Origin of the sequence: Spirillospora sp. NPDC048819 (assembly GCF_040650055.1) — a bacterium.
Classification (GTDB): Bacteria; Actinomycetota; Actinomycetes; order Streptosporangiales; family Streptosporangiaceae; genus Spirillospora.
This window is the reverse complement of the sequence record NZ_JBEZGN010000039.1, coordinates 18,846-44,680: the sequence shown is the minus strand read 5'-3', so window position 1 is coordinate 44,680 and position 25,835 is coordinate 18,846. Positions and strand designations below refer to the sequence as shown.

Here is a 25,835-nt window from a genome sequence, read left to right as displayed (position 1 = left end):
AACCGCCTCGCGGACACCCGCGCCGAGACCGAACTCTTCATCGCCACCTACGGTGAGTGACCGTCAGGGGCTCGTGTGATGAGACTCGGTCACTTCCGGCCCACACACCGTCACTGGAGCTACCCGCCGGATTGCGTAGCAAAAGCGCTGGATTGGATGTAGCCAGGACGTCGGTGCGCGAGGTCGCCGCGGACCTGCTGATGCGCAGCCAGAGGATCTACGTGTGGGCGCGGCCAAGACTTGGTCAGTACCATATGGAGCGCGGTTTGACCACAGCCGATCAGCCCGATCGGTCACCGCGGCGCGGGGTCGCTCGGGCGGCCCCCCAGCGAGTATCGACGTGCTGCTTGTCTTGCCTGGATAAGGTTCACAGCAAGCGCAAGGCCGAGGTTGACGCGACTTGCGTCACGTACCAGGACGCGAGCTGATCATGAGAAACAAATCGATCCGCGACGCCCTCGTTGCGGCAGGATACGAGTTTGTGCAGTTCGAGCCCAAGATCCCTGGCACGCGGGACTTGCGTCCCGATGCCGTTGCCTGGGCAGCCAACTCCCAGGGCACCCTCGTGCCCTGGGCCGTGGTCGAGGTGAAGGCGTCCTCCGCTGTCATCCGCCCCGAGGCGGGACTGTCAGCGCTGGCTCGCGCTCGGGACATGCTCGGCACTGTCGATCACTATGTCGTGGTGAATGGAACTGAGTGGTACCGAACCGATGCTGGTATTCAGCGGCTAACGGCGGTGGACGGACCGGCGCCACCGCCGCATGGGGGGGAGGGCGAGATCACCGATGTCGATCTGGTGACGACGATGCTTGCCGACGAACTCTGGAAGGCAGCAGCCCGCTCGCGTGACAAGGGCAGGCCGACGGTGGACTCCGATTTCAGCCCTGACATCGTCCTGGGCTTGAATAACCTCCGCACGGTAACTGGCTCCTTGGTACCGGTGAACGAAGAGACGCTCTGGCAGGCGCGCCGTCAAGCAGTGATCCAGTTCGAACGTCGAGGCAGGGAAGCTGGGCTGTTCACCAGCCACAAGGCTGTGGCCCAAGCCGTGGCTCAGTTGGCTGGCTCCAATCTCACCCGGGACCTACTCGATCCGTTCTGCGGGGCGGGCTCGTTCCTCTGGGAAGCCATCGACTATGCCCAAAAACAAGGCATAGGGCTATATACCGTGCTGGGTTGCGACATCAACCAGAGGATGGCCGACGTTGCCCGTTCTATTGGCAGCGTCTCGCCAGTTCCGGTTGAGATCGTTACGGCTGATGCTTTCTTGAATGAGGACCTGCCGCTCTCAACCTGCGTAGTCTCGGCGCCACCTCTCGGCCTCAGGATGCAAGAAGATCGCGAACTGCTCGATGGCTCGACCACGCGCGATGGTGACGTGGTAGCTCTTGACCGAATCGTGCAACTGCTCGTTGACGGTGGCCGAGCGGTTCTGCATCTGCCTGCCGGTATTACCTTCCGCCGCAACGCTGAGCGCTATCGGCGTTTCCTGGCGACGCGGTACCGGGTCGCAGCGATCCTTGGACTTCCTGCGGGGGCCGTGCATGGAACTGGCATTCGCTCGGTCCTGATGGTGATCGACAATACAGCGCCGACGGACACGTTCATCGCCCAACTGGGGGAGGATTGGGAATCACAGCTAGCCCCGGGCGGCGCGGCACTCGAAGCCGCCTTGACCCACATCAATGGGGACCAGCAGTGATCACCTCGACGGTAGTGTCACTCCGCGATGCCCGCAACTGGGATCCCGTGGTCCTGACGAGGACTGCACTGAGTTGGCCGGGCCACAATGCTCAGACACTGCCGCTGCGCGATCTGGGGACGACTCTGCTTGCGGACGACTGGGTCGATAAGGAAGTGCCTGTCATCACTCCGGCGAGCCTCGATCCGGTTGGTGGCGGTGTCCGCAAACGGAGCCGCAAGTACCGCGGTGCTGTGTTTCAGGTGCGGGAGTCTGCGAAGGGCCTCCGTCCAGGGGATCTCCTGGTGCCGATGACTCCAGAACTTCCACTGCTACTGGTGCACCCAGACCACGTCGGGTCACTCGTCTCGTCGGCCTTTCTCGCGCTGCGACCGCAGGAAGGCCTGGGGCTGTGGATTTGGGGCGTTCTCACAAGCCGTACGGGCCTTGCGTTTCGCGCCCATCTCTCCACGGGAACTCTCGGGCGTTCGACCACAAAGTCGGCGTTCCTCGATCTAGAGATCCCCGTGCTGCCATCAGCCAAAGCCGACGTCATCAACCAGCGACTGCGGAGTATCGAGCAAGGGACGCATCGAGAAGAGGAAGAAGCCGCCGAGACCTGGTGGCGTGTTGCTGACCTTTCGCGTGAAGAGTGGGCGACCGCGCTCGCAACCCCGAGCCCCCAGGCGTTGGACGCCGGTATACCACTGGCCGATCTCTGTGAGGAGATCACCAGAGGGCGTCACGTGCCGCGCGAAATATACCAGACTGAACCTGGACCCGGGCTCATGCAGGTGACTGACATCGCAGTACTCGGTGGAAAGCCCGTTCGCCATTGGGTCTCGTTGGACGCCAGGCCCGTGGTGGCTGAGTCGGGGGACGTCTTTGTAGCCGCCGTGGGCGCACGGCCACACGCTGCACTCGCGACCGAAACCACCGCTGTCGACCGCAATTTGTTCGTGCTGCGTCTACACGACCGTTCGAACGGGCCCGCCATCGTGCACTATCTCAACGGACAAACCGGATACGGCCTGAGACAAGCTTTTCTGACCGGAGACTTCATCCCTGGGATACGGAAAGACAACCTGGCCCGTCTGCCGGTACCGCCTGAAACGCTCGACTTCACGGGTAGCGATGAAAAGCTCGTGCCTCTGGACGTGCAGTTGGAGCACGCGCTGTGGAGCTAACCTGCGAACTGTCGCCGCTGGTGTTTGCGGAGCTGTACCGGATGCTCGCCGCGGATAACGAACGAGCAGAATTACTCGAGGACCGTCTTACCCAGATAGGACGCGAGCGCTCGTGGCTGAGTGAAGTCGCCGACCGATACGAGACGACATGGCAGGGCAACCGAAAGATTGCCACATGTATCGACGACTTGGTCGCCGTAGGGGCGGACCACTCGCTGCTTGCGAGCTGGGTGCTCGCGGTATTCCAGGGAAGCGGTTCGAGCTACGACTTTGGCGAGGATTTGCGAAAAGCGGTTACTACACGACTATTCGCGGAAGTCCCGAATGTGCCGGCCGATATCCCCGACCGCTGGAAGCCGGTTGTGGTCGGCTGGACCCTCGGCATGGTGGTTGGAAGCGTCGATCAGAATCTCCCGGTAGCACCAGCCATGGCGCCGACGGATGAGAACGTTCGTGCCGCATATGAAGGCTTGGTCGAACACGTGCTGCACCTCGGGAACTTAGATCCACCGTGGCCAGAGATGGTTGGCACCTCCACGTTCTGGCGAGGAACTGGTTTGGCAGAGGCAATGCAGCCGGAAGCCCCCGACGGGCAGACAGCCGTCACACAGATGGTCATCGAAGTCAGGCGGATCCTGCCTGACCACATGGGTAAGATCATCGGGCAGCACTTCTCGCAGTTTGTGGAGCGAAGAAACACTCTCTCACATGTCGCCAGCATGCCTAATCGCCCACCCTTCATTGATGTCAAAGAACAAGCGCGAACCTGGGACCAGGTGCGTTTAACGATCATGGGGATAACGCAGTTTCTCTGCTCACAGATCGCTCTGGCGCTAAAAGAGTCGGCGTCGCGTGCGGTCCGCGAGGAAACATGGGACGAGCTAGTATGGGAACTCGTTATGTTCGACGAGTAGGCCTAAATAGGAAGGTCCGCGGAACCACTGATCACGTTGGTTGTCCAGGTGCCATGAGGTGGAACCCACGAGGGGCATCGCACCATGGCGTTGGGCACCTCCCGGTTGTCCGGCTCGATCTCAGCCCGCCCGTTTCAGGGCTTCCATGGCGACGGGCGGACGCGACAGCGCTAGCGCCCCGCTCGACCTCACTTTTCGCGACCGCCGGCAGGTCCTGGAATTCGGCATCAGAAGGCGTCGCAACCCGGGAGCCGCAGCCGATCACGCCGTCGCGGCAGACGCTGAAACCGGCCAGCAGCATCCCGTCCGCCCTGCGCAACACTGCCAGCTGACCTCCCTGCCTCGCTGGCCGGTTCCCTTGCTTGCAGAAGCACCGAAACGACGCGCTGACCTGCCGCGCCGATCACCCGAGGGAGTTCACGGTTCCTCGAACGTGAGTCGCTGGCAACCCCACCACCGAATCAGCACGCGTTAACGCCCCACCCGGGTCCCCGGCCGGGCCTTCCTCGAATGGTGCGCCGATGCCGCAGCGCGCCCGGCCTCGGCGCGGCCGCGCGCAGAAGCCCGTCGCCCGTCCGGCGCCCGAGAAGCTGGTCCGAGAACTGGAAGGACACGCGCGAGGCGTGGGCGAGGGAGTCCTGGGACTGCGCGGTCTCGACGCCTCCTCCGGGGCGATTCCTAATTGACCGGGGTGCCGCCGTGATGGTCGAAACACGCCGCTGGTACCGATGCCGGGATACCCGGGACGCCGTGCGAGGGCCATCCATGTGCTCGCGGCCGTCCTGTCGCCAAGAGCTCGATACAGCGGTCAACAGCGACAAAAGCCCTCCCTCGGCTGTGCGCAGAGACTGCCAGCCGCTCCGCGACACTCCCCTTGCCTGGCGGAGCGGACTAGCCGCCAGCGTCAGGCCGGTGCTCCGGCCTGCTGAGCGCGCCTTTTTCTGCCGGGGCGGTGCAGGGTGGGCAGATCTCCCGCTCGGGAGGTCTCGGTGATGAACTCGGCCGGGAGTTGGCTGCGGTAGCGGCGCACCTTCTCGCCCAACTCGCCGTCGTCCATCGCGGCGTCGGCGACAAGGGCGGCGAGCATCTGGGAGCGAGAGACCTGTTCTCCCGCGCGGGCGGCGAGCGCGATCAGGGTGTCCAGGCGTGCGTCGACGGCTTCGGGCCACTGCACCGAGGTCATCCGCTTGACCGAATCCTTGAGAAGGTCCATCGCCTCTCCGTCCATTCGATATACATCGAATATATATTAGAAGTACAATCCTGCCATGGCGGTTGCGACGATCGGGCAGGGCGAGGCGGGAGCGGCTGGTCTGGCGGAGGTGGCCATCGCGGGTCGCCGACTGCGTCCGACGGCGGTGTTCGACACCTACTGGCGGTTCGCCGCGGAGCGGCAGGAGGTGTACCGGCGCAAACTCGCCGGGCAGGCCCCGCCGTGGACCAGCGACCCGATCCTGGGGGCACACCGGTTCACCAACTGCTATCGGGCCTCGGATCGGGTCAGCCAGTACTTGATCGGGCAGGTCAGCTACCGGGGTGACCAGCAGTGGCGTGAGGTGTTTTTTCGGACGCTGTTGTTCAAGCTGTTCAACCGGATCTCCACCTGGCGGCTGCTGTCGGCCGCGGTGGGCGAGGTGAGCTGGTCGGGTTACCGCCGCCAGGCCTATGAGGCGGTGCTGGGGGCGGCGTTGGAGCGCGGACAGCGGATCTACTCACCCGCCTACCTCATGCCCCAGCCCCCGCTGGGCGCGGACCGCAAGCATGGCAACCACCTGCGGCTGCTGGAGCTGATGATGGCGGACGGGGCGCCGGAGCGCGTCGCCGAGGCACCGAGCATGGAGCACGCCTTCGAAGTCTTGAAGGGTTATCCGGGGTTGGGGCGGTTCCTGGCGTTCCAGTTCCTGATCGACTTGAACTACAGCTCGCTGCTGGCCTTCGAGGAGATGGACTTCGTCGTCGCCGGCCCTGGCGCATGCGACGGGATCCGAAAGTGCTTCGGCCCGGCGTCAGCGGGCATCGAGGCCGAGGTGATCCGCTACGTGACAGACACCCAGCAGCAGCACTTCCAGCGGCTCGGGCTGGATTTCGAGGGCCTGGGAGGGCGTCGTCCACTGCAGCTGATCGACTGCCAGAACCTGTTCTGCGAGACCGACAAGTACGCGCGGGTCGCGCATCCCGAGGTGTCGGGGATCAGCGGGCGGGTCCGGATCAAGCAGACCTACAGGGCCGATACCGCACCGATGACCGCGTGGTTCCCACCGAAATGGAAGATCAACGGCGAAGAGCTTCCCCCTGCCGATCCGCACGCGAGATGATGCCGCGCAGACCGGACCGGCACCCACCGCTATCGACAAGCGCAAGCACCCGAAGGGAGGGCCGCGACGTGAGCAGCGACCCGATGCCCGTGACGCCGCAGGCGAACGACGCCCAGGCCGCAGAGGTCTTGTGGGTGGTGGTGGAGGCGATGGAGCGGCTGGAGGCCCGGATCCGCCGTGATCTTCACCTGGAGGCCGATGACGCCTCGCCGCCCGCCGACCCGGCGTGGGCGGCGACGTTGGATGAGTTCAGCGCCTACGCCGACGAGTGCCTGTCGGTCCTGTCGGACAGCCGGGTCCGCAGCATGCTTGCCGCCTGCCCTCCGCCCGGGATGCCGAGCGTGTCCGCGGCGTCGCCCAGGCTGGGCCGGACCTGGCCGTAGCCTCCGGCCCTGCCGAGGGGGGTCACGGTCCGAGCCCGGGAATCATGGACTGGGAGAGCATCAGCGACACGTTGTTGCGGAACTCTTCGATCTTGGCCTGGCCTGCCACTACGGTCAGCCGGCCGGGTAGCAGTCCGGACTGGGAGGCCATGTAGCACAGCAGGCGGGCGAGCCCCAGGTAGTTGCCATACGCCTTGCGGACCATGTCTTGGCTGCGGTACGTGGCCAGCAGGTGGAGGCGGCCGGAGGCGTCCAGCTGGAACGAGCAGTGGCTCATGCACGGGAAGGTTCCCGGCGTGTTGTCCGACCCCGGCAGGTAGATCGAGGCGCCCGCTGCCAGTGAGGGCTCCTCGGCCGGAGGGTCGAACGCTGGCTGGGCGGGATCGTCGATGGAGGCCTCGTAGCGGGTGTAGCGGGCCCGTCCGGCCTTGGGGAGGCGTTCGAGGATCCGCCCGAGTTGGTCGATGGGTCCGTTCTTGGCGGGGTAGTGCACGAGCCGGCTGAAGTAGGTGCCGTACTGGTTGCCGTCGAACTGCTTCAGCCTCGGCAGGCAGCTCACGTAGCGGTCCACGAGTTGGCGGTGGCTGGAACTGGTGGCGGCGATCGCGTAGGGGAAGATGGTGTTGGCGACGGTGGTCACGCTGTAGTCGGGTATCCGCTCCAGCAGGTCGTCGAGCATGGCCCGCACAGCGAGGTCCTCGACGGTGGGGTCGGAGATCGACACGACCGTGTGAACGGCCCGCGCTTGGCCGGGGAGGGCGTCGAGAGCGCGTACGGCTTGGACCCAGGCCTGCGACAGGTTGGTTTCCTGGATGCACAGCAGGGACATTGGCGTATCCGTTTCTCGCGGTGACGGATCGTGCCGACGCGGCCAGTCTGCCGCGTCGTGCTGCTCGCGGGGTGTTGCGTGGGCCCGGGAAGGCGCACGTTCCCTGGGCCGCGGCGGTGCGGTGACTTGCGTGCCGGTCGTGATCGACAAAAGGGCAGGGGAGAGGCGGATGGCCCGCGCGGGGGCCTGGCCAGGAGGTGCGGGCGGCGGTCAGCTGGGAGGGTTGTGCCCGAGGCGGAGTCCGGGCACAGGGGCGAGGGCCACCTGCCAGGGGCTGGCGGAACGGCCCATGTCGACCTGGAGCGGGCCCGCGGAAGAGAAGTCGTCATCGACGTCGAGGACGAGGATGGCCGAGCCGTCCATCTCCAGTTCCAGCAGCCCTCCGGTGCCGACTCCGCCCAGAAGGGCGGCGGTCTGCTGGCGGACGCCCGCAGGCAGAGCCGACGGGATGACCGAGCCTCCGGCCGAGCAGATCACCAGGCGGTCGCCGGGCGTGAGGTGCAGCCGGGAGCCGTGGGACGCCGGGCCGAGCGCCCAGACCTCACCCGGGCGGTCGGCTCCCAGCCCGCCGCCTGCCCGGGCACGGACCTTCCCGCGTGGCAGCTTCGTCCAGGCCGCGGCCCGCCCCCGGCTCAACAGCTTTAGGTTCGGCAGGTGCCGCAGCGTCCCCCGATACGAAGTACCGAGGTGAAGCGCGACCTGATACACCTCATCGGGGGTGGTGATCTTGTCCACGCCGAGCCTGGCGATTACCTTGCGGACCGCTTTCCGCGGCATCAGGAACCATGCCGCGAACGCCTCGGCCTCCTTCTCCCGGGTCGGCCACGTGGCCGGATCGGTGTCCTGGAAGACCTGCGTGCCCTCGGCGGCGCATTCTCCGTGGCCGAACACGTGGTGTCCGAGCTCGTGGGCGGCGCTGTGCCGCTGGTCGACCGGGCTGCGATGCAGGTTCAGCAAGACCCCCGACAAAGTTCCGCGTGGCCCTGGCACGTAGGGGAGGTAGACACCGAACAACTGATCCATCGGCTTGGCGAACAGCTCCAGCCCGGCCCGGTGCACCGCCCGGTAGACGTCGATGTACTCGCCCTGGTCCATGCCCAGATCGGCGTGGGCGTGCGCGGCGCGGATCATCGCTCGGCCGTGCGCCGACGCCCAGGTCACCGCGCATCCTCTTCCTGCCGCGCCGCGTAGGCCGACTGCAGGAACTCGGCGAACTTCAGCACCTGCTCCCGGTCGTTGTCGGTCAGCGGGCCTAGCGTGCGCGCCAGCATCAGCGCCGCGTGGTCGGCTTCGGCGGCATCGGCGTCCTGGTCGAGGAAGAACCCGATCGGCTTGCGATACAGCTTGGCCAGCTTCCGCAGCTCAAGGCTGTCGACCTTGCGAGCGCCCCGCTCGATCTCGCTGATGGCGGTCCTGGGGATGCCCGTGGCGTCGGAGACGTACTGCTGGGCGAAGTTCAGGTACTCGCGGGCCGTACGCAACCGCAGTCCCACCAGCTGCCAGTCCGGGTCCCAGGCTTCGTCGACCGTGGAGTTGCTCTCCTCGGACGCGTTCATCAGGCCTCCTGCTTGTTCTGCTGCATGTTCTGGGCTGCCACGACAGCGGCCAAGACGGTGTCGGCGAAGGTGTGCACGGACCGCAGGGACCACGCCGCCGCATTATCGGCACCGATCCGGACGCCGCCACAGTGGCTCTCGACCCGTGCCAGAACCTCCGTGATCAGCAGCGAGTCGATCGGCAAGTCCAGACCGGCGGCTTGCAGCTCCGCGAACAGGTCCTCCGGGTCCCTGTCCTGCTCGGCCGCCAGCAGCTCAATGGTGATCTTCACGATGTCCTGCTTGGTCACTCCGGGAGTCGCCATCCCACCCCCAGTCGCATTGTCGGATTCTCCAGCAATCACTGTCCGATCATGGCACACTCCTGATTACCCGGCAACAACTGCCGGAAAATCCATCACATGGAGTGACCGTGGAACTCAACACCTACCAGCGCATCGCCCGCAAGACCCTCCAGGCCGACACCGACGGAGACCCCCTCTCCGTCCCGCTGCTCGGCCTGGTCGGCGAGGTCGGGGCCATCGCCACCGCCTACAAGAAGCAGTTGCGCGACGGTGCGGCCAACCCCTCGTTCAAGGCCCATTTGCGCGAAGAGCTCGGTGACGCCTTGTGGTACCTGGCGATGGTGGCCGACGGGGCCGGCCTGGAGTTGAACGATGTCGCGGCCGCCAACCTGCACAAGATCGCAGACCGGTGGAGGCCCACCGCCGCCGAGGACATCCCCTTCGACGAGAAGTTCCCGGACGGGGAACGGCTCCCGCGGAACGCGGAGTTCCTCCTTCGCGTCACCGACGTCGACGGGAGCCCGAAGTCGGTACTCACCTGGAATGGGCAGGGGGTCGGAGACCCCCTCACCAACGCCTCACACGTCGACGACGACTACCGCATGCACGACGTCTTCCACCTCTCCTACGCCGCGGTCCTCGGCTGGTCGCCGGTGATGAGATCGCTCATGAGACGCAAGCGCAAGTCCGACCCTGCTATCGATGAGGCCGAGGACGGTGGCCGCGCAATCGCCATCGAAGAGGGCATCTCCACGATGGTGTTCTCCTACGCAAGCCGTCACAACTTCTTGGAAGGCAAACGACACATCGACAATGAGGTCCTCGCCACGATCAGCTCCATGGTCGGGCAACTGGAAGTCGGGGCCCACCGCGCCGCCGACTGGGAGAAGGCCATCCTCACCGGGTACCACGCCTGGAGGCAGCTCCGCCGCCAGGGTGGCGGCACCATCACGCTCGACATGGCAGGTCAGAACCTCACCGTCGGACCGCTTCCCGGCCCCCGCGGCTGACCCCCATGCCTCGACACAAGCCGACCGCCTCACGCGCGAGACCATCACTCGACCGCTGCGCGCGCTCATCCAGGTCCAGGCCGTCGCCGAACGCGCGGTCGACCTGCCCGATGATGGGCTTGAGCGCGCCGCCTACGAGCATCTCGGTGATGTTGTCCAAGGTCGGCAACCGTGGCGCCTAAAAGGGCGGCGACGCAACGCGTCGTTCCACGATGATGGAGGTGTGTCCCTTCTCCAGGCGCTCCTGCATGCCGCTCCGTCCCAGGTGACGCTCGACCAGATCCGCCGCCTGGTCGCGCTGGTGGGTCCCGAGGCTCCCATGGTGGAGTACAAGGCCAACATGACTCAGTCGATCGCCAAGGCGGTCGCGGCGCTGGCCAACACCCACGGCGGCCTGGTGCTGATCGGAGTCACCGACGACCGCGAGGTCACCGGAGTCAAGGAACGGACGATCGAGGCGGTATCCCAGCACTGCCACAACACTCTGGACCCGCCGTGGGTGCCGGAAGTTGTCCCAGTCCCCATGGACAATGGCTCAGGGAAATATGTCTTGATGATGCGTGTGGTGCCGGGCCTTGCGCCGCGACCGCTGCTCGTCGAAGGTGCAGCACCGATCCGGCACAACAACACCACGCACGCGGCAAGCTGGCACCAGCTCGCGGCCCTGTTCGCCGAGGACGACGCCCTTACCCAAATGGATCCGTGGGTCATCAAGGCACCGCGACTGCAGGACGACCAACACAGCCAGGTGGACTTGATCCTTCGCACCGGCCTCAATATCGGCATCGATCCTCGCGCCGCGTGGCGCCCGCTCCGTGAGCAGCATGTCGACCAACTCGCAACCGCGCTGAACACCACCCCTGTGCTTCCCCTCGTAGCGTGAAGACCTGAACCAGAGAGATGGTTGGGTCGTGGGAGACAAGAGACGCCGGTTCGATCCGGAGTTCCGTGAGGGAGCGGTGCGGATCGTCAAGGAGACCGGCAAGCCCGTCGCACAGGTCGCGCGGGACCTGGGGATCAACCCCTACACGCTGCACAACTGGATGAAGGCCGATCGGGAGCGAGAGGCCGCGGGCGAGGCGCTGGGCGAGTCCGAGCGCGAGGAGCTGGCTCGGTTGCGCCGGCAGAAGGCCGAGTGGACGAAGGAACGCGCTGAGCTTGAGATGGAGCGTGAGGTGCTCAAGCGATCAGTGGTCCTGTGGGTGAAGGACTCGATGAACCGATGATCGTCGCGGAGTTCATCGCGTTCTGCAGGACCGAGCACGGCATCCCGCACACGATCGCCTGCCGGGCCTTGGAGGTCTCGCAGTCCTGGTTCTACAAGCACATCAACCGCGCCCCCACCGCCCGCGAGCAGCGGCGGGCCCGGCTGGACGAGGCGATCAGGCGGCTGTTCACCGCCTCGGGCTGCACCTACGGCAGCCCGCGGATCGCCGATGATCTGCGGGAAGAGGGCTGGAAGGTCTCGGTCAACACCGTCGCCGCGCGGATGGCCGAGCTCGGCCTGGCCGGCCGTCCGACCTGGACGCCGTCGTCGCCGCGCTGAACAGCCGTCCTCGCAAGACGCTGGAATGGAAGACTCCCGCCGAAGCTTTCAGCAAGCATCTATGCTCACCGACAGGCAGTGTTGCGACGACTCCTTGAACCTAAGGAGTACACCGCGGCCAAGACCGCGGCCGCGTGCCGTCGGCACGGCATCACTCAGTCGATGGGCCGGGTCGGGTGCGCCCTGGACAACGCCGCCGCCGAGGCGTTCAACAGCACGCTCAAGGTCGAGTTCGTGCACCGCCACCACTTCACCACCCGCGCCGAGGCCCGCATCAAGATCTCGACCTGGATCGCCGATTTCTACAACACCAGCAGGAGGCACAGCGCCAACGACGGGCTCGCTCCGATCACGTTCGAGCGTCAGATGGCAGAAGCGAGGAGAGCTTCAACGGCCCAGCTCAGGGCCGAAGTGGCATAACACCGTCTCCACGCTTTGAGGGGATTGACAGTACCGAGCCTGCTTCGCTTCCTCCGCCATGGCATCGCGTGAGCAGGCGAAGGCCAAGCCGACTCCGGTCGCCAGTTCGAGCCCGGTCATCTCGTCGGGAACGATGAACGCGAGGGGCGGCGAAACCGCGTAACGGCGTCGGGGGAGCAGACGAAGCGCTAGGCGCAGCCTCACGAGGCGGCGTTCTGGTCGAGAGCCCAGGAGGCCCACACGACCTTGCCCGGCTTGGGGGTTGTGACGGGATACCAACCCCATTCGTCGGCGAGGATCGTCGCCAGCCGGAGGCCGCGCCCGCCTTCGTCGTTGAGCCCCGTGTCCGGGATCTGCGGACGGCCGGCCCCGGAGTCACGAACTCGACGATCAGGTGCTGGGCCAATATCCGGAGCTGGACGAAGATCACTGCGAGTTCGTACAGGGCGAGCAGGTCTTCGGGGAGCGGCTCACCTGTGACGTCGAGCCCGACTCGCCACCGGCCGCACGCTTGAGGCTTGCTGTCAACTGGCCGACGCGGTCCTCGCCGATCACGCCACGATGGCCTAAAAGGCCCTGCGCTCGCCCAGATCGCTCGATGCGCCGCCGTCCAGTGCGGGCCACTCGGCGGGGAACGCCTCACGGAGACGGTCCTTGACCTTCTGTCGGATTTCGGCCGACCCGTGCTCGACGATCGGCTGGATGCAGTACTGGCGGACGGCCCAGTGGCGACGGGGTTCCCGGCACATCAGGACGGCCAGGACACGGGCGGGCCAGATCAGGCGGAACACGTCGCCGACGGTCACACCACCGGTCACGAGCCTCGGCAGTTGCTCGAAGACCAGGCCCACGGCTCGTTCGATCACAACCCGCTCCTTCAGCAGCGCGGCCCAGCTGTCCGGACGCTGATCGTCGTCCCTGGTCAGCGCTGTGACGACCGCGCTCTTGGCCTCATCGCAGATCCTTTTGGACACGCACAGCGCATGAGCGGTCTGGGCCAGCAGTTCACACCAGAAGTGCGCCTTGCCGGCCTGTTTCTGGAAGGCGTTGATCCGCGGCTCGCCGAAGTCATCGCGCAATTGCGGGATCACATGCTTTTCGATGAACTCGCTTTGCTCCTCGGGGGTGGGCTTTCGACGTGGCTGATCCGGATCAGTGTCGCGGGAGATGCGGAATGGCTCGCCGAGCCGCCTGGTGTTGTTGTGGAGACTTCGGTCGCGTCGTAGCCACTTGATGACGTCCGCGATGAACGATCTGATCGCCGCGTGCTGCCCCTCGACGGTCTCCGGGCCAGGCTTGCGCTGCCTAGGACGAGGCTGCGTGGTCTGCACCCAGGCTTTGTCGGCATCCCGCCTCAACCTGTCCAAGCTGGCGGAAGACGAGGCGGCGGCGATGGAAAGGGCGCCCTGCCATCCATGCTCGGCTCCTCCACATGTGCAGGCGCACGGCGGCTTCTCCGCTTGCTCGCAGTTCTTGCTGTGACCGGTTCGCTCAGCCGACGTCATGCAGGCCCCCAGGTGATCGGACTGGAGAACGCATCGTCCGTTCGTTCTGGGCGCCGACAAATATACTAGCCGGCTATTCAAGCCTTACCAATGAGTTCGCTGATATCGATGACCAGGTCGTTCGATGAAGAATCGCGCGATGGACGTCCGGTTGAGGCCAATGACAAGAAGATCTCTGTCGACGCATGCTTTCCTGATCGGCAGTGAAACTTCACTCAGCGAGAAATCGGGAGCCCGATTCTCGCGTCGGTGCAGGGCTGAGCGCGCGAGAGCGGGCGACCGGTACGGTCATGCTTGGCGGAGGGTGCACCGCTCGCGTGAACGGCCGGTTATGCCACCTCAAGCGATGATTGGCTCCGTTGGATCGAGGCGATGCGGTCGTACGCAGTCCTGGTCAGCAAGTCGATGAGGGCCGCGGGGAGCCCGTCGCGGAAGACCACGTTGCGCGGGTAGGAGTCGCGGTAGCCGACCAGTTCGGTGTCGGTGTCGGTGTCGACGAGCGGAACGTCCTGCGTTCTCGGCAGCGTCGCCCAGACGGCACCGGCAGATGGCATCCAGCCTCGCGCGGCGTCATGGAGCCGCCGAATCAGACGAGCCAAAGCGGCGAGACCATCCTCGCCCGCCCCTGGTGGGAGTGGGTCGTGGGGCACATCGCCCGGCGCGAACGACAGCACCTCTGGCCCTGTTCGTCGATCCCCAGTGGTCAGGGGGCGGTGAACCCGGTGTCGACGACACGTGAATACTGGCTCTGGCACACATTCCGTGATCGGCTCAGTCGGCGAGCAGGATGCGCTTGCGGAGGAGGTCTGGGTTGGCCCGGCCGTACATCTGCCGTTTGATCATCTTGATCCGGTTCACGTGGCCTTCGACCGGGCCGGAGCTGTGGTGCATCGTCAGGCCTGCTCGTGCTGCGTCGAAGTCGCGGCGTAGACCGGTGACGAAGGAGTGGAGTTCGGGCAGGTCATCGGCCTGGACGGCGTTCATCCAGGACTCCAGCCGGTGGCCTTGGCGGTCGAGCATCATCATCGCGAACACGGAGACGTGCCGCCGCAGTCGGCCAACGGCGGGCTTGCCCGGGTCAGGGCGTCGAGCTGGTGGTGCTCGTCTGCGGTCAGACGTGCCGGGTTGCGCAGGAGCCAGCCGGCGGCTTTGCGGACCGTGGGCCGGGCGGGTCGGGTTGGTGTGGCCGGGACGGTCGAGCGCCAGCCGCGGACGTAGTCACGAACCGCCCGGTTCTGGACCGGGTACCCGCGTTCACGCAGTTCCCGGCTCAGCTGCGCGGCGTTGGTGCAGCCCTGGTTCCACCGCCGAAGCAGGTAAGGGGCGTGGTCATCAAGAAGTTTCGGGCGGCGGCCGGTCCCGGTGTTGGCCAGAAGCTCCTCAGGTGAGGTGGCCCGGGCGAACTTGCGGGCGGTGTTGCGCGCCACGCCGAGGGTCCGTGCGATGCTCCGCAGGTCGTGACCGTGCGCGAGGAGATCGTGAACGGCGGCGTGCCGCTGCCGGATCTGATCGGCGAACGGCCCGGTGCGCAGAACGGGAAGCGGCGCGGGATATGGCGGGGCGGGAGCTGGCATCGGCGAGGCCGCCGGCTCCGTCGGGGCGGCGTTCAGCGGCAAGTCGCGCAGGTGATCGCGGTGCCTGGCGACGGTTCGTTCGACGGCATCGCCCAGGTTGCGCCACATGTGCCAGCGGTCGGCGACCTGGATGGCGTCCGGGGCGCCGTGGGAAGCGCCGTCGGCATAGCCGCCGGCACGGTCACGGCAGATGATCTCGACTCCCGGGTGGTTCTTCATCCAGGCGGCGAGTGTGTCGGCCGCCCGGTCGGTCAGCACATCGATGGGACGGCCGGTCACCAGGTCGACCATATGAAACAACCCCGGAGTTCCCTGGAGCCTCTGTCCGCACCGTGGTCCCTGGACCTGGGCTTTCTTGATCCATTCATGCTTGTTGTGTCATCTGAGGAGATCTCGGGATTTCTGAGGTTCTATCGTCTCGGTTGTTCGTCTTGCTGGTTCGGTGAAGGCGAGGAGACGCGAGTTGAGCCTGGCAGTCGTACGCGATCTGCGTGAGGTCCGCGCCCCGGTGAGCCCGGAGGAGATCGCGGGCTTTGAGACTGACGTACTGGCCGGGTTGGTCCTCGCCCGTGCCGCTGCTGGTCTTACCGACGCGACGATCAGCGCTGAAGTGATCCAGCTCGAGCAGAGCCGGGTGTGGTTCGGGCGGCCGTTGTGGGAGATGCAGCCGGCCGACGTCGATGTGTACTTGGGCAAGGTGCTGCGCACCGCGGCCAAGGGCACCAGGTTGGCCCGTGCCCAGGCGCTCAAGACCTACTTCCAGTTCATCGAACTGAGACACCAGGCCGAGATCCACCAGATGACCGGCCGGGTGATCGAGTGCCCGATCGATGAGATGAACCGGCCGCGAGGACAGACCAGAGCGGCTCTGCGGATCCCGCCGTCAGCGCAGCAGATGGAGCGGCTGTTCGCAGGGTGGCGGGAGGAGTTGGCGAGCTGCCGCAAGTTCGCGCCGACCGCCCGCAACTATGCTGCGTCCCGCCTGCTGGCCGAGGTCGGGGTCCGGGTCAACGAAGCCCGTCACCTCGACCTGGCCGATATCAAGTGGGAGCTGGGCCGGTTCGGCAAGCTCCACGTCCGTAAGGGCAAGGGCTCTCGCGGGTCCGGCCCGCGAGAGCGCATGGTCCCGCTCATCAACAACGCCGGAGCGACGCTGCGCTGGTTCGTTGAGGATGTGTGGGGCCATTTCAGTGACGATCACACCCGGCCCGGTGTTCCGCTGCTGCTGTCGGAACGCAAGAACGCTGACGGCACCGCCGCCCGGGTCAGTGCCGAGACACTCCGCTCCGGACTCGCCGAGGCCGCCGCCCGTCATCTTCCGGACTGGCCCGACAGGGTGACCCCGCACGTTCTCCGGCACTACTGCGCCTCTCAGCTCTACTTGGGCGGGATGGACCTCATCGCCATCCAAACGATCTTGGGTCACGCCTGGGTGGCCACCACGATGTCCTACGTCCACGTCCAGGGCACCCATGTCGAGGACGCCTGGATCACCGGCCAGCAACGAGCCGCCACCCGCTTGGAAGGACTGCTGAAATGAGGTGGAATCTACGGCTGGCCGCCGCCAACCGCGGCATCTGGAAGGCCAGCGAGCTGCAACGGATGCTCGCCGAGCACGGCCTGGTCGTCAGCGCGGGGAAGATGTCGGGCCTGTGGTCCGGGGAGCCGGCCAGCATCAAGCTGTCGGACCTGAACATCATCTGCGTCGTGCTCGGCTGCGGCGTCGAGGAACTCCTCATCCCCGAACCCGACAAAGTTCAGCGTCCTGCGGAGGAGGGAGCTGACCAGGCCGCTGCGACGTCATCGGTGTCCGGATCGGTGTCTGGTGGGCCGGCGGTGACGCCCAAGCACCGGACCGGCAGGTCGCTCCCACCGCCGTGACCGAGGCCCGGATCAAGCCAGGAAAACCGGCCGTCAGCTGCATCGGCTGTTTCGCTTGGGGCGTCCTGCCCGGGCGCCGCTGCCGATCGTGCTCCACCTTCGACCGTCTCCATGAGGCGGGCGAATGCGCCGCCTGCGGGCGAGCCGCGGCGATCAAGCGTGGTTACTGCCGGCTGTGCCGGCTGCAAGCCAGCCTGCAGGTCAGATCCGACGGCCGGGTATACGACATGGAGCCCGTTCTGCGTGAGCTGCGAGGCCAGCAACTGTTCTTCTTCGGTATGCATCGTCTCCGCCAGCCCGGTCCGCTGCTGGGTAAACAAGGACGGAGACGACCACGGGCGCAGGCCGCGGACGCCAGCGGGAAAGCGACCGGCTGGATTCAGCTTCGGCTGCCGTTCGAGGTCCAGCATGACTACTCGGGCTTCGACCGGCGCCTGCACGCCGACCTGGCCAACCCCACCCTCGTGCAGGCCAGGCTCGCAGCCCGAGCATTCGGGGAGGCTCGCGGCTGGGGCCGCTGGCTGGCCAAGGACGTCGACCGCAGCCTGGTCATCGTGCTGTCCGGGCATACCCCTGATGACACCATCCGGATGTCCGAACTGGCCCCGATGCTGCGCGCCCGCGGCCTGGGCGTCGAGCGGACCGCTGAGATCCTCGAGCACCTCGGCCTGCTCAACGACGATCGCGTCCCGGCATTCGAGGCCTGGCTGGAACGCAAGCTCGACGGCATGGCCCCCGGCATCAGCGGTGACGTCGAAACCTGGATCCGTGTCCTGCGCAGCGGCGGGCCACGCACGAGTGCCCGCAGCCCGCAGACCATCTTCAGCTACCTCAACGACATCCGCCCGATCCTGCTCACCTGGTCAAGCGACAACGACCATCTCCGCGAGATCACCCGCGACGACGTTCTGACCGCGGTGAACGTCCTGCACGGCAGCAGACGCCACTTCACCCTCAGCGTCCTGCGGTCACTGTTCGGCCACTGCAAGAAGAGCGGCACGATCTTCCGCAATCCCACCTTCCGCATCCACCACTCCGGCAACGACCCCGGCGTGATCCTGCCCCTGCAGCCCGAGGACATCAGCGCGGCGATCGACGCCGTGACCACACCAGCCCACCGCCTCGCTCTGATCCTGGCGGCCGTCCACGCCGCCCGGACCCAAGACATCAGGCACCTGCAACTGGACGACATCGATCTCGGCAACCGGCGGCTCACCCTGTCCGGGACGGCCCGCCCCCTCGACGACCTCACCCACCAGGCCATCCTCCAATGGCTGACGTTCCGTCAGACCACCTGGCCGAACACCGCCAACCCACACGCTCTGATCAACCGACGGTCCGCAGTGAAGACCAGCGCCGTCGGCCGCGTCTGGCTCACCAAACCATTCTGGGGCCTGGAAGCCACGCTGGAACGCCTGCACGTCGACCGACAACTCGAAGAATCCCTCGTCCACAGCGGCGACCCCCTGCATCTCGCCGCGATGTTCGGGATCCACGAGAACACCGCGATCCGCTACGCCAACGCGGCCCGGCAACTCCTCACCACCACAGCAGAAGACCAAGACCCAGCCGGTTCCAACGAACCCAAGGGTCCGAACGCCCCATAGACCCCGAAGAACCGCCAGTTCATCGTGAGAAACCTTCAGTTCGCGCGAACTCCGGGGCTTCGGACTGTGCCGTAGGTGTGCCCCCGCCGCAACGCGAAGTCGTCCACCCCGAGCACTCGTGGGCCGGTCTGGACGACTGGTTCGGGGATCCGGCGGATCAGCCTGATCAGCGTCATCCGGCTCACTGCAGGCGCCAGGCGGTGCGCGAGGCGGGCACCGGCGCGGCCGCCTAGCGCCAGCGCGATCGCGTGCAACGCCGTGGATGCTCCCGCGCTCCGTCGGCCGTAGCGGATGGTCAGGCCCGGGACCTGCTCGGCGAACGTCTGCTTGGAGCGGGCGTCGTTGCGGCACAAGAACCTGCGGACCCGCAGGTGGATCAGCAGTTCCTGGCCGCCGACGGCGGTATCGGACAGCCGCCGCTCATAGTGGCTGTGCCGTCGACGTGAGCGCGTTCCGCAGCCGGGACACTCCGCCTCGGCGGTTTCGGTTCTGGCTCGGACACCTACCGTCGCACAAGAGCGAAACACCTGGTCAACACGCACGCGGCCCAGATGAGGGAACAAGACCGCAAGCAACTCCTTGATCGACATCCCGCAGATGCTCGTGATCAAGAAGCCGGCTACCGGCCAGAACCCCCGAACCGTGACCTACCGATCACCGCGATCACGGAATGTGTGCCAGAGCCAGGATTCGGCCGCCGTTGACAGCCTTTTGTTCCGAGTCGGGCTGAGAGAGGCCGGATGTGTCGAGAGCGTCCACCACCTGCGGACTAAAGTCCGGAGCTCATCCGGCCGCGGCCGCCAGATGGTGATGTAGCCCTACAGTTCGTGGAGTTGTCCAGCAGGCGCGTTCGCATTGCTTTAGAATCTGAGGCGACCTGCCGAGAAACGTGATCCTGACAGGGGTGGTCGGAACATGGAAGAAGATGATGGCGGCCAGGAAGTTCAGCCTCCGAGAACGGATGTCGAAAATGACCTCTCAGGGGAGGTCAGAGGGTCAGTCTTCCAAGTCGGATCCATCAGTGGCGATATGAACGTTAGCTGGCCCGGTGCGGTGCCAGTAGAGGCCATTCCGATCGAGAAACTCTCGGAAGAACTACGGCAGTCCGCTCGATGCTGGCGAGCGCGGTTCGGTAGCGTCGACTTCGTCAATCTTCCGCGGATTGCCATGATCGGGGGTGGCGCGGTCTCGCGCGCGGCGCAAGCCAGTGGACTGGACGTGACCAAGCCCTTCTATGGGCAAGGTTTCGCCCCGGGTCTTTTCGTGGCTACTGCCAGCTCGCTGTTTGAGACCTGGAACACCGAGGCGGTGGTGCTCGGCGAGGCCACTGTCGGCAGGGTGTGTCCTGGAGTACCGGTCTCCTTCGAAGCATCCATGCAATGCGTTAACCCTCCATTCGCCCCGCCGCACGCCCCCACAGGTGAACTCGCTTTGGACCCACACCTCGTTTTCAGCATCGGAGAGCATCGTGTGATTGTGACCTTCGACCCGCAGTGGCTCACCACCACGACGGCTGGCGGCACGCTCCATGACGCCGCCGAGGATCCGCAGACCTATTCCGGCCTGGGCATAGTGGCCGGCGTGCACGGAGATGGCCGGGTACGGATCCGCGCGCTTGTCTTCGGTCAACCCCAGACCGCCGAAGTCTCCCTGTGGAATTACATTGCGTCGTCTCCGGATCCCGCTCGCGATGTGATGGTTGACGACTTTCGCAATGAATTGTCTACTATTGAACAGGTCGGATCGGATATCGATGAGCAACTGAGGGAGACGGCCGTGGAGCGTTCAGGCATGGTGCTGGTCTTCGACGAAGATGAGGTGATGCCGGGTGACATTGACCGCGATGTGCTGGCTCAAGCGTTGCGGGTCGTCCCGGAATTCCGCCGCGATCTGAGTATTGCCGTGGCGAGTCTGCTTCCCCCTAGAGAGATGCGGGTCGACGATATCGCTGCGCGACTCCTGGTCCGGAAACCCGCTCTATGGAAGACCTTCACCGTACCCGGGTTCGCTTCGCTGATTCGTTCTCGCAATCTCGCGGTCGCTACGGTATCGGGCCTCGGTCGGGAGAATATGGTTGACCTCGACGCAGCGTTGCGCGAAGAGGTCAAAGCCTATCTCGGGGGAATGGAATTCGATCGGGACCTGAACATGCAACGCCAATTGTTCCCGAGCCGTGATCGCTATCATATGGTCGGCACGGAGTTGCGCCTGATCTACACCGCGATGAGCCGACACACCGCAGAAGCCAACGGCGAGGACCTGGATGGGCCGTTGAATGAGTGGCTCGACACAGACCTGTTCAAAAGCGTTGCCTGGGAAGAGGATGAGGAGGAGTCCGAGACTGAAGAGCGCGAGGCCGCGATGATTCTCGAAGGGTGGCTCCGCAGCCAGGGGGACTGGCCCCCTGTCTAACGGCAGCACGAGTGAATACGGTTCAGTTGTCTCCTCATGCCCATCTTGGTTGGCATGAGTGGTGTGTCAGTTCTTCTTGGCCATGCGCTTCAGGAGGCAAGGGAAAGGAAGACCGGCACCGGGTCGCGCGCCTCCGGTTCCGGCAGGAGGTCACGGATCAGCAGGAGGGCCAGGACCGTCTTACCCGCGCCCGGCTCACCAATGATCGCCATCTGCCGGGACGGCGACTCGCGGAAGACGTCGGCGATGCCGTTGGAGTCGCCTTCCAGGCTCAGCAGCGCCGGCACCGGGGCCTGGACGGGGCGTGCCGTCGAGCGCACCTGCAGACACGGGGAGATGGCCTCATTAGTGTCGTGAGTCGTTAATTCTTTGGCAGTATGCGGCAAGGGTTTCGAGGATCTCGTCTGCGGGCTTGGTCCACACGAACGGCTTGGGGTCGGTGTTCACTCGTTGATCCAGCCGCGGACGTCGCGCTCCAGTTCGACGATGCTGCGGTGGGCCGAGCGGCGCAGCTTGCGGCGGGTGAGCTCGGCGAACCAGCGCTCCACCAGGTTGAGCCAGGACGAGCTGGTCGGAGTGAAGTGCAGGTGGAACCGCGGGTGGCGGATCAGCCACCGCTTGACCTGCTCGGTCTTGTGGGTGGCGTAGTTGTCCAGCACCAGGTGCAGTTCCAGGTCCTTGGGGACGGCGGCGTCGATCAGCTTGAGGAACCGCAGGAACTCCTGGTGGCGGTGGCGCCGGTAGTGCTGGGCGATCACCGACCCCGACGACAGGTCCAGGGCGGCGAACAGGCTGGTGGTGCCGTGCCGCACGTAGTCGTGGGTCATCCGCGCCGGGGTGGTGGGCATGATCGGCAGGATCGGGGCGGTCCGGTCGATCGCCTGCATCTGCGACTTCTCGTCCACCGCCAGCACCAGGGCGTTCTCCGGCGGGTTCAGGTACAGGCCCACCACGTCGCGGACCTTGTCGACGAACTGCGGATCGGTGGACAGCTTCCAGGTCTGCACGGTGTGCGGTTTGAGGCCGAACGCCCGCCAGATCCGCGAGACCGCCGACTGCGACATCCCGGTCGAGGCCGCCATCGACCGCGTCGACCAGTGCGTGTCCGCGCCCGGAGTCTCCTCCAGCGTCGCAGTGACCACCCGCTCGACCTGCTCATCGGTGATCACCCGCGGCCGGCCCGGACGCGGCTCGTCGGTCAGGCCCTCCAGCCGATCGGCCAGGAACCGCGACCGCCACTTCGACACCGTGTTGCGCGACGCGCCGGCCTGCTCGGCGACCCGGGCGATCGTGGCGCCCTCGGCGCACAGCAGCACGATCCGCGCCCGCAACGCCAGCGCCTGGGAGGTCTTGCGGCGGCGCACCCACCCGGTCAGCACCGACCGTTCCTCGTCGGACAACACCACCGGTTCCAGCTTCGGGCTCGGCATCCCCACAGCCTACCGACTACCAAAGAACTAACGACTCACAACATTAGCTTGGCTAGCGGAGGCGTTCGGTCTGAATGTTGGCCCGATAATACGTACGTGTCTCGCTCAGTGCTGACGCCCATCGTCTAGGTGATCTTGAAGGGCGTCAGGATTGATCCATCAGTCGAACGATCCACCATTAGATGGGCTTCCCCGTAATCGCCACCTCCAGTTAACGAAACGAATGAAAAGGTCAGCTATGCGGGACAGGGACGGCGCAAGCCGAGCGTGTTCGGGCAGTGCGTGACGACAACGGCCGAGAACAGACGTTTCCCCTCGTGGACTGCATTCGTAGGTCTAACCTGGCGTTGACGGAGAATTCGACGACAGAGGGCAGCGACAAGATGAGCGGCGAACTGGTGGAGTTGGTGAACGATGCGGCGCCCTACGTGGTGACGGCGGTGGGCGCGTACGGGACGGCGGTGCTGGCCCAGGCCCAAGACGAGGCCGCAACCGCCACAGTGGGTCTCGGTCGCAAGCTGGCCCAGCGGATCTTCGGTACCCGTGCAGCAGCCTTGGAACTCCCCGAGGCCCTGGCGGACATGGTCGAAGACCCGGACGACCCCGATAACCTGGGCGCTCTGCGGAAGGCGATCCGCAAGGCTTTGAGCGCCGACCCCGAACTGGCGGCCGACGTCCGCCGCCTGCTGTCCGAAGCTGGCGCAGTGCAGGTAGTGGGGGATCACGGCAACGTAGTGGCGCACAGCCGGGTCGACGGCAACGTCATCCAGGTCGGCAAGGTCAGCGGAGACGCCAGCATCCACCGCTCCTGATCAACGCGTGACGATGGTTGAGAACTCGGTCGAGGAATCAGCCACCAGCTGGCTCGATGTACAGGTCGCTCGCGTGGGAGACGATTTGACGGTGATCGTAGCTACATCCGTCTTCCGGACGCAGCTACCGAGCGAGATCTTGGGATCCGCGTAACATCCCCCACGAGACGGTGGGTTCTTGCGTGATCCCGATCCAGGCTCTCACCGCAGGCGCCAGCGAGAAGAAGGGGGACGAGCGCGGGAGGGCTACCCAGGCAGTGTTACGTGCCCCTCTGACAGCGCTCTGGCTGGCTCTGGACCGACTCTGTGGGCTACTCTAATCGATTGGATGGCCCGGGCAGGGGGCAGGTGTACGCTGCAGCGAAACGGAAAGGCGGCGGCGAGAAATCGGGTGATGATTAGCTCGTTTTATCTGATCTAAATTGCCTCACTCCTCCTGCCCGAAAACTCACTCTACTTCTTCTTTTTCTAGCCCTTTTTCTGGCTTCTCTGACAACGTTTCTATTTCTAGTGAAGTTGAGCTGGGGTGTTGCCGCCCTTCTTGTTCGCTTGCTAGAGCTCAAGATGAGCCAGCGGTGGCCCGGGCTCGGGCAGGACTGTAAAGGCTGCTCGTCGAATAACCAGATAAGTGGAACCACCGTCTACGGCCACATCATCCAGGCGCGGGACGTGAGTGGGATTCGTCTGGACGTTGCTGAGCATCGCCCCCCGAAGGCGCCAGCGGCATGCAGCAATTGTGGTCGGGTCCCGCCGTCGGGGGAAGAGGAGCGTCGGTAGGTGACGTGGCCGTCGGTGCGGCCAGCCCCCCACTACCGCCACATCGACGATCTCTACCTGTGCTCGTCCACTCGTCGCGCCCGTCCCAGGAGGCCCCACAGACACCTGAAGCCTGATACCGGGGCCGTTGCCATGTACTGCTTGGCTGCCAGGGCCTGCGCGGGGGGGGCGTCCGAAGCTGTACTGGGCCGCGGCAGGTGCTGTGCGGTGATGGGGAAGGCAGCGTCGCCACGTCGTGGACACGATGAGCCCGTGGGAGGAGCACGTCCATCGCCCTTGGGACGCGGCGGATCTCGACGATGTTGGTGCTTTCGGGTGGATTGCTGCTGGTAGTTGCAGGTGCGGGCATGGGCTTGATGGTGTCGTCGCCAGCGTGACCAGTGCTGGTAGTGCGTGGTGGTTGCTGGAGAGCGGGCGGATAGCCGATTCATCAAACGCTGAACTTTGGCGAAGGGGAGGGGCACCATGTCGGGCGCGGGAGGCCGGCGGGTGTGTGCGAACGTCGTGACCGTGGTCAGGAAGCGTGGGCGAGCATGGCCAGGGTGGTAGCGGGACCAGGATGTCCAGGTGCGGACTTGGTGCTGGTCTAGGCCGCACAAGGCCCTTGCCAGCCTGGAAGGCCTCCTCGATCGTCCAGCGGCGACCCGCGATGGTGACCAGCTCTGGAGCGGGACGGGGCCGGGGGCGTGGCAGCGGTAGAACGCCAGTTCACCGGTGCGGCGGTTGCGGCGGATCAGCAGCCACCGGCAGCCGGGCCGCTGGCGGTCGATGCCGACCAAGGCCTAGGGCCTGTCCGGTGGATCTTGTTGATTGGCTGAAGACGATCTGGTGGGTGTGGGTCGATGGTGTGTCGTGGTGAGACGGCATGAGTTGACCGATGCGGCGTAGCGGCGGATCGAGCCGCTCTTGCCTGCGCAGTCCGCTCGGGGCGGCCGGTGGGCTGACCACCGCACGGTGTTGAACGGCATTTTGTGGAAGCTGGCCACCGGTGTCCCGTGGCGGGACCTGCCCGAGCGGTACGGCAACTAGAAGACCGTCTATGAGCGGTACCGGCGGTGGGCTGCCGACGACACCTTCGATGCGATCTTGACCCGAGTGCAGGTCCACGACGACTCGGTCGGTCGCATCGACTGGACCGTCAGCGTGGACTCCACCATCGTGCGTGCGCATCAGCACGCCGCTGGAGCGCGCAAAAGGGGGAACCGGGCGGGACGAACCGGGCGTCACCGGCCGTCGGGCGGTCACGGGGCGGGCTGACCACCAAGGTTCACCTGGCGGTCGATGGACGTGGCCTGCCGCTGTCGATCGTGCTCACGCCCGGGAACATCAACGACTGCACCGCCTTCCCTGAAGTGATCGGGGCCATCGGGGTGCCGCGGCAGGGTCCGGGTCCTCCCCGATGCCGGCCCGATCGGGTGATCGCCGACAAGGCCTATAGTTCGGCCGCGATCCGCCGGTCACTGCGGGCACGGGGAATCGGCGCCACCATCCCCGAACGCGCCGATCAGCAGGCCGGACGTGCCCGCCGCGGCTCGTGCGGCGGGCGCCCACCGGTCTTCGACCCGGCCCTGTACAAGCGCCGCAACGTGATCGAACGCTGCATCGGCCGCCTCAAGCAATGGCGCGGCATCGCCACCCGGTTCGACAAACTCGCCCGCAATTACCGGGCAGCGATCGTCCTGGTCACCGCCCTGCTATGGATCAACGCATGA

At 65.7% G+C, this 25,835-nt stretch carries 27 protein-coding genes and 2 pseudogenes; 16 read left to right on the top strand and 13 right to left on the bottom strand.

Going from position 1 to position 25,835, the window contains the following annotated elements; translation table 11 throughout:
- Positions 1 to 430 precede the first annotated feature (430 nt).
- From AB0C35_RS37215 to AB0C35_RS37205, 3 genes are read left to right on the top strand one after another with little or no spacing between them, the layout of a single operon-like run.
- Positions 431 to 1,702, top strand: coding sequence for an N-6 DNA methylase (locus AB0C35_RS37215; RefSeq protein ID WP_358466620.1), 1,272 nt, complete (start codon positions 431 to 433; stop codon positions 1,700 to 1,702).
- Positions 1,699 to 2,868: a hypothetical protein gene (locus tag AB0C35_RS37210; protein WP_358466618.1), complete on the top strand. Its 1,170-nt coding sequence runs from the start codon at positions 1,699 to 1,701 to the stop codon at positions 2,866 to 2,868. The genes AB0C35_RS37215 and AB0C35_RS37210 overlap by 4 nt, the downstream gene beginning before the upstream one ends.
- Positions 2,859 to 3,782, top strand: a complete 924-nt coding sequence (locus AB0C35_RS37205) for a hypothetical protein (RefSeq protein ID WP_358466616.1) — start codon at positions 2,859 to 2,861, stop codon at positions 3,780 to 3,782. The genes AB0C35_RS37210 and AB0C35_RS37205 overlap by 10 nt, the downstream gene beginning before the upstream one ends.
- A 904-nt stretch (positions 3,783 to 4,686) precedes the next feature.
- Here the strand turns inward: AB0C35_RS37205 and AB0C35_RS37200 are convergent.
- A complete protein-coding gene (locus AB0C35_RS37200; protein WP_358466614.1) occupies positions 4,687 to 4,995 on the bottom strand; it encodes a hypothetical protein in 309 nt (102 codons plus the stop codon).
- Between the two features lie 55 nt (positions 4,996 to 5,050).
- Between AB0C35_RS37200 and AB0C35_RS37195 the strand changes: the two genes are divergently transcribed.
- Together AB0C35_RS37195 and AB0C35_RS37190 are read left to right on the top strand one after the other, a co-directional pair.
- Entirely contained in the window at positions 5,051 to 6,097 is a 1,047-nt protein-coding gene (locus tag AB0C35_RS37195; RefSeq protein WP_358466612.1) for a nucleotide kinase domain-containing protein, read from the top strand.
- A 68-nt stretch (positions 6,098 to 6,165) separates the two neighbouring features.
- Positions 6,166 to 6,480 carry a hypothetical protein gene (locus tag AB0C35_RS37190; protein ID WP_358466610.1) on the top strand — a complete coding sequence of 105 codons (315 nt, stop codon included), beginning with the start codon at positions 6,166 to 6,168 and terminating at the stop codon, positions 6,478 to 6,480.
- Positions 6,481 to 6,502: 22 nt separating this feature from the next.
- On the opposite strand, the gene AB0C35_RS37185 is transcribed toward AB0C35_RS37190, so the two are convergent.
- The 4 genes from AB0C35_RS37185 to AB0C35_RS37170 all read right to left on the bottom strand — a co-directional run bounded on the left by AB0C35_RS37185 (position 6,503) and on the right by AB0C35_RS37170 (position 9,155).
- Positions 6,503 to 7,309 carry a thymidylate synthase gene (locus AB0C35_RS37185; RefSeq protein WP_358466608.1) on the bottom strand — a complete coding sequence of 269 codons (807 nt, stop codon included), beginning with the start codon at positions 7,307 to 7,309 and terminating at the stop codon, positions 6,503 to 6,505.
- 210 nt (positions 7,310 to 7,519) lie between these two features.
- Positions 7,520 to 8,470 (bottom strand): ImmA/IrrE family metallo-endopeptidase, encoded by a 951-nt coding sequence (locus tag AB0C35_RS37180; protein ID WP_358466606.1) that lies wholly within the window; start codon positions 8,468 to 8,470, stop codon positions 7,520 to 7,522.
- Positions 8,467 to 8,865 carry a helix-turn-helix transcriptional regulator gene (locus AB0C35_RS37175; protein WP_358466604.1) on the bottom strand — a complete coding sequence of 133 codons (399 nt, stop codon included), beginning with the start codon at positions 8,863 to 8,865 and terminating at the stop codon, positions 8,467 to 8,469. Before AB0C35_RS37175 ends, AB0C35_RS37180 begins: the two co-directional genes overlap by 4 nt.
- Positions 8,865 to 9,155 carry a hypothetical protein gene (locus tag AB0C35_RS37170; RefSeq protein ID WP_358466602.1) on the bottom strand — a complete coding sequence of 97 codons (291 nt, stop codon included), beginning with the start codon at positions 9,153 to 9,155 and terminating at the stop codon, positions 8,865 to 8,867. The genes AB0C35_RS37175 and AB0C35_RS37170 overlap by 1 nt, the downstream gene beginning before the upstream one ends.
- A gap of 122 nt (positions 9,156 to 9,277) precedes the next feature.
- On the opposite strand from AB0C35_RS37170, the gene AB0C35_RS37165 reads away from it, so the two are divergent.
- Entirely contained in the window at positions 9,278 to 10,159 is an 882-nt protein-coding gene (locus AB0C35_RS37165) for a nucleoside triphosphate pyrophosphohydrolase family protein (RefSeq protein WP_358466600.1), read from the top strand.
- Here the strand turns inward: AB0C35_RS37165 and AB0C35_RS37160 are convergent.
- Complete coding sequence (locus AB0C35_RS37160; protein ID WP_358466598.1) at positions 10,125 to 10,319, bottom strand: hypothetical protein; 195 nt, start codon at positions 10,317 to 10,319, stop codon at positions 10,125 to 10,127. The genes AB0C35_RS37165 and AB0C35_RS37160 overlap by 35 nt on opposite strands.
- Before the next feature lie 63 nt (positions 10,320 to 10,382).
- On the opposite strand from AB0C35_RS37160, the gene AB0C35_RS37155 reads away from it, so the two are divergent.
- From AB0C35_RS37155 to AB0C35_RS37140, 4 genes are all read left to right on the top strand, one after another.
- On the top strand, positions 10,383 to 11,042 hold the full coding sequence (locus AB0C35_RS37155) for an ATP-binding protein (protein WP_358466596.1): 660 nt from the start codon (positions 10,383 to 10,385) through the stop codon (positions 11,040 to 11,042).
- A 28-nt stretch (positions 11,043 to 11,070) separates the two neighbouring features.
- The gene (locus AB0C35_RS37150; protein ID WP_358466594.1) at positions 11,071 to 11,385 is read left to right on the top strand and encodes a transposase; all 315 of its coding nucleotides are present in this window, start codon (positions 11,071 to 11,073) and stop codon (positions 11,383 to 11,385) included.
- Positions 11,382 to 11,705 carry an IS3 family transposase gene (locus AB0C35_RS37145; protein WP_358466592.1) on the top strand — a complete coding sequence of 108 codons (324 nt, stop codon included), beginning with the start codon at positions 11,382 to 11,384 and terminating at the stop codon, positions 11,703 to 11,705. The genes AB0C35_RS37150 and AB0C35_RS37145 overlap by 4 nt, the downstream gene beginning before the upstream one ends.
- 78 nt (positions 11,706 to 11,783) lie before the next feature.
- The gene (locus AB0C35_RS37140) at positions 11,784 to 12,125 is read left to right on the top strand and encodes an integrase core domain-containing protein (protein WP_358466590.1); all 342 of its coding nucleotides are present in this window, start codon (positions 11,784 to 11,786) and stop codon (positions 12,123 to 12,125) included.
- 566 nt (positions 12,126 to 12,691) lie between these two features.
- Here AB0C35_RS37140 and AB0C35_RS37135 read toward each other — a convergent pair.
- The 4 genes from AB0C35_RS37135 to AB0C35_RS37120 form a co-directional block, all read right to left on the bottom strand.
- On the bottom strand, positions 12,692 to 13,456 hold the full coding sequence (locus AB0C35_RS37135; RefSeq protein WP_358466588.1) for a hypothetical protein: 765 nt from the start codon (positions 13,454 to 13,456) through the stop codon (positions 12,692 to 12,694).
- 503 nt (positions 13,457 to 13,959) lie between these two features.
- Entirely contained in the window at positions 13,960 to 14,184 is a 225-nt protein-coding gene (locus AB0C35_RS37130; protein ID WP_358466586.1) for a hypothetical protein, read from the bottom strand.
- Between the two features lie 217 nt (positions 14,185 to 14,401).
- Positions 14,402 to 14,656, bottom strand: a complete 255-nt coding sequence (locus AB0C35_RS37125) for a transposase (protein WP_358466584.1) — start codon at positions 14,654 to 14,656, stop codon at positions 14,402 to 14,404.
- On the bottom strand, positions 14,653 to 15,495 hold the full coding sequence (locus AB0C35_RS37120) for a transposase (RefSeq protein ID WP_358466582.1): 843 nt from the start codon (positions 15,493 to 15,495) through the stop codon (positions 14,653 to 14,655). The genes AB0C35_RS37125 and AB0C35_RS37120 overlap by 4 nt, the downstream gene beginning before the upstream one ends.
- A gap of 172 nt (positions 15,496 to 15,667) precedes the next feature.
- Between AB0C35_RS37120 and AB0C35_RS37115 the strand changes: the two genes are divergently transcribed.
- From AB0C35_RS37115 to AB0C35_RS37105, 3 genes are all read left to right on the top strand, one after another.
- Entirely contained in the window at positions 15,668 to 16,744 is a 1,077-nt protein-coding gene (locus AB0C35_RS37115) for a site-specific integrase (RefSeq protein WP_358466580.1), read from the top strand.
- Complete coding sequence (locus AB0C35_RS37110) at positions 16,741 to 17,085, top strand: helix-turn-helix transcriptional regulator (protein WP_358466578.1); 345 nt, start codon at positions 16,741 to 16,743, stop codon at positions 17,083 to 17,085. Before AB0C35_RS37115 ends, AB0C35_RS37110 begins: the two co-directional genes overlap by 4 nt.
- A 227-nt stretch (positions 17,086 to 17,312) precedes the next feature.
- Complete coding sequence (locus AB0C35_RS37105; protein ID WP_358466576.1) at positions 17,313 to 18,692, top strand: hypothetical protein; 1,380 nt, start codon at positions 17,313 to 17,315, stop codon at positions 18,690 to 18,692.
- 35 nt (positions 18,693 to 18,727) lie between these two features.
- Here the strand turns inward: AB0C35_RS37105 and AB0C35_RS37100 are convergent, their stop codons facing one another.
- Positions 18,728 to 19,282, bottom strand: a complete 555-nt coding sequence (locus tag AB0C35_RS37100; RefSeq protein WP_358466574.1) for a transposase family protein — start codon at positions 19,280 to 19,282, stop codon at positions 18,728 to 18,730.
- 325 nt (positions 19,283 to 19,607) lie between these two features.
- Between AB0C35_RS37100 and AB0C35_RS37095 the strand changes: the two genes are divergently transcribed.
- Positions 19,608 to 21,104, top strand: a complete 1,497-nt coding sequence (locus tag AB0C35_RS37095) for a hypothetical protein (protein WP_358466572.1) — start codon at positions 19,608 to 19,610, stop codon at positions 21,102 to 21,104.
- 89 nt (positions 21,105 to 21,193) lie between these two features.
- Here the strand turns inward: AB0C35_RS37095 and AB0C35_RS37090 are convergent, their stop codons facing one another.
- Together AB0C35_RS37090 and AB0C35_RS37085 are read right to left on the bottom strand one after the other, a co-directional pair.
- Positions 21,194 to 21,424, bottom strand: a complete 231-nt coding sequence (locus AB0C35_RS37090) for a hypothetical protein (protein ID WP_358466570.1) — start codon at positions 21,422 to 21,424, stop codon at positions 21,194 to 21,196.
- A gap of 25 nt (positions 21,425 to 21,449) precedes the next feature.
- Positions 21,450 to 22,534 (bottom strand): annotated as a pseudogene (locus tag AB0C35_RS37085) (IS630 family transposase).
- Between the two features lie 278 nt (positions 22,535 to 22,812).
- Here AB0C35_RS37085 and AB0C35_RS37080 point away from each other — a divergent pair.
- Positions 22,813 to 23,346, top strand: a complete 534-nt coding sequence (locus tag AB0C35_RS37080; RefSeq protein ID WP_358466568.1) for a hypothetical protein — start codon at positions 22,813 to 22,815, stop codon at positions 23,344 to 23,346.
- Between the two features lie 1,671 nt (positions 23,347 to 25,017).
- A pseudogene (locus AB0C35_RS37075) lies at positions 25,018 to 25,835 on the top strand (IS5 family transposase).

Coding starts and splice junctions, on each gene's coding strand:
- AB0C35_RS37215 (WP_358466620.1), top strand. CDS start 431: ATGAGAAACAAATCGATCCGCGACGCCCTCGTTGCGGCAGGATACGAG.
- AB0C35_RS37200 (WP_358466614.1), bottom strand. CDS start 4,995: ATGGACCTTCTCAAGGATTCGGTCAAGCGGATGACCTCGGTGCAGTGG.
- AB0C35_RS37195 (WP_358466612.1), top strand. CDS start 5,051: ATGGCGGTTGCGACGATCGGGCAGGGCGAGGCGGGAGCGGCTGGTCTG.
- AB0C35_RS37185 (WP_358466608.1), bottom strand. CDS start 7,309: ATGTCCCTGCTGTGCATCCAGGAAACCAACCTGTCGCAGGCCTGGGTC.
- AB0C35_RS37175 (WP_358466604.1), bottom strand. CDS start 8,865: ATGAACGCGTCCGAGGAGAGCAACTCCACGGTCGACGAAGCCTGGGAC.
- AB0C35_RS37145 (WP_358466592.1), top strand. CDS start 11,382: ATGATCGTCGCGGAGTTCATCGCGTTCTGCAGGACCGAGCACGGCATC.
- AB0C35_RS37130 (WP_358466586.1), bottom strand. CDS start 14,184: ATGCCATCTGCCGGTGCCGTCTGGGCGACGCTGCCGAGAACGCAGGAC.
- AB0C35_RS37125 (WP_358466584.1), bottom strand. CDS start 14,656: ATGATGATGCTCGACCGCCAAGGCCACCGGCTGGAGTCCTGGATGAAC.
- AB0C35_RS37120 (WP_358466582.1), bottom strand. CDS start 15,495: ATGGTCGACCTGGTGACCGGCCGTCCCATCGATGTGCTGACCGACCGG.
- AB0C35_RS37110 (WP_358466578.1), top strand. CDS start 16,741: ATGAGGTGGAATCTACGGCTGGCCGCCGCCAACCGCGGCATCTGGAAG.
- AB0C35_RS37105 (WP_358466576.1), top strand. CDS start 17,313: ATGGAGCCCGTTCTGCGTGAGCTGCGAGGCCAGCAACTGTTCTTCTTC.
- AB0C35_RS37100 (WP_358466574.1), bottom strand. CDS start 19,282: ATGTCGATCAAGGAGTTGCTTGCGGTCTTGTTCCCTCATCTGGGCCGC.
- AB0C35_RS37095 (WP_358466572.1), top strand. CDS start 19,608: ATGGAAGAAGATGATGGCGGCCAGGAAGTTCAGCCTCCGAGAACGGAT.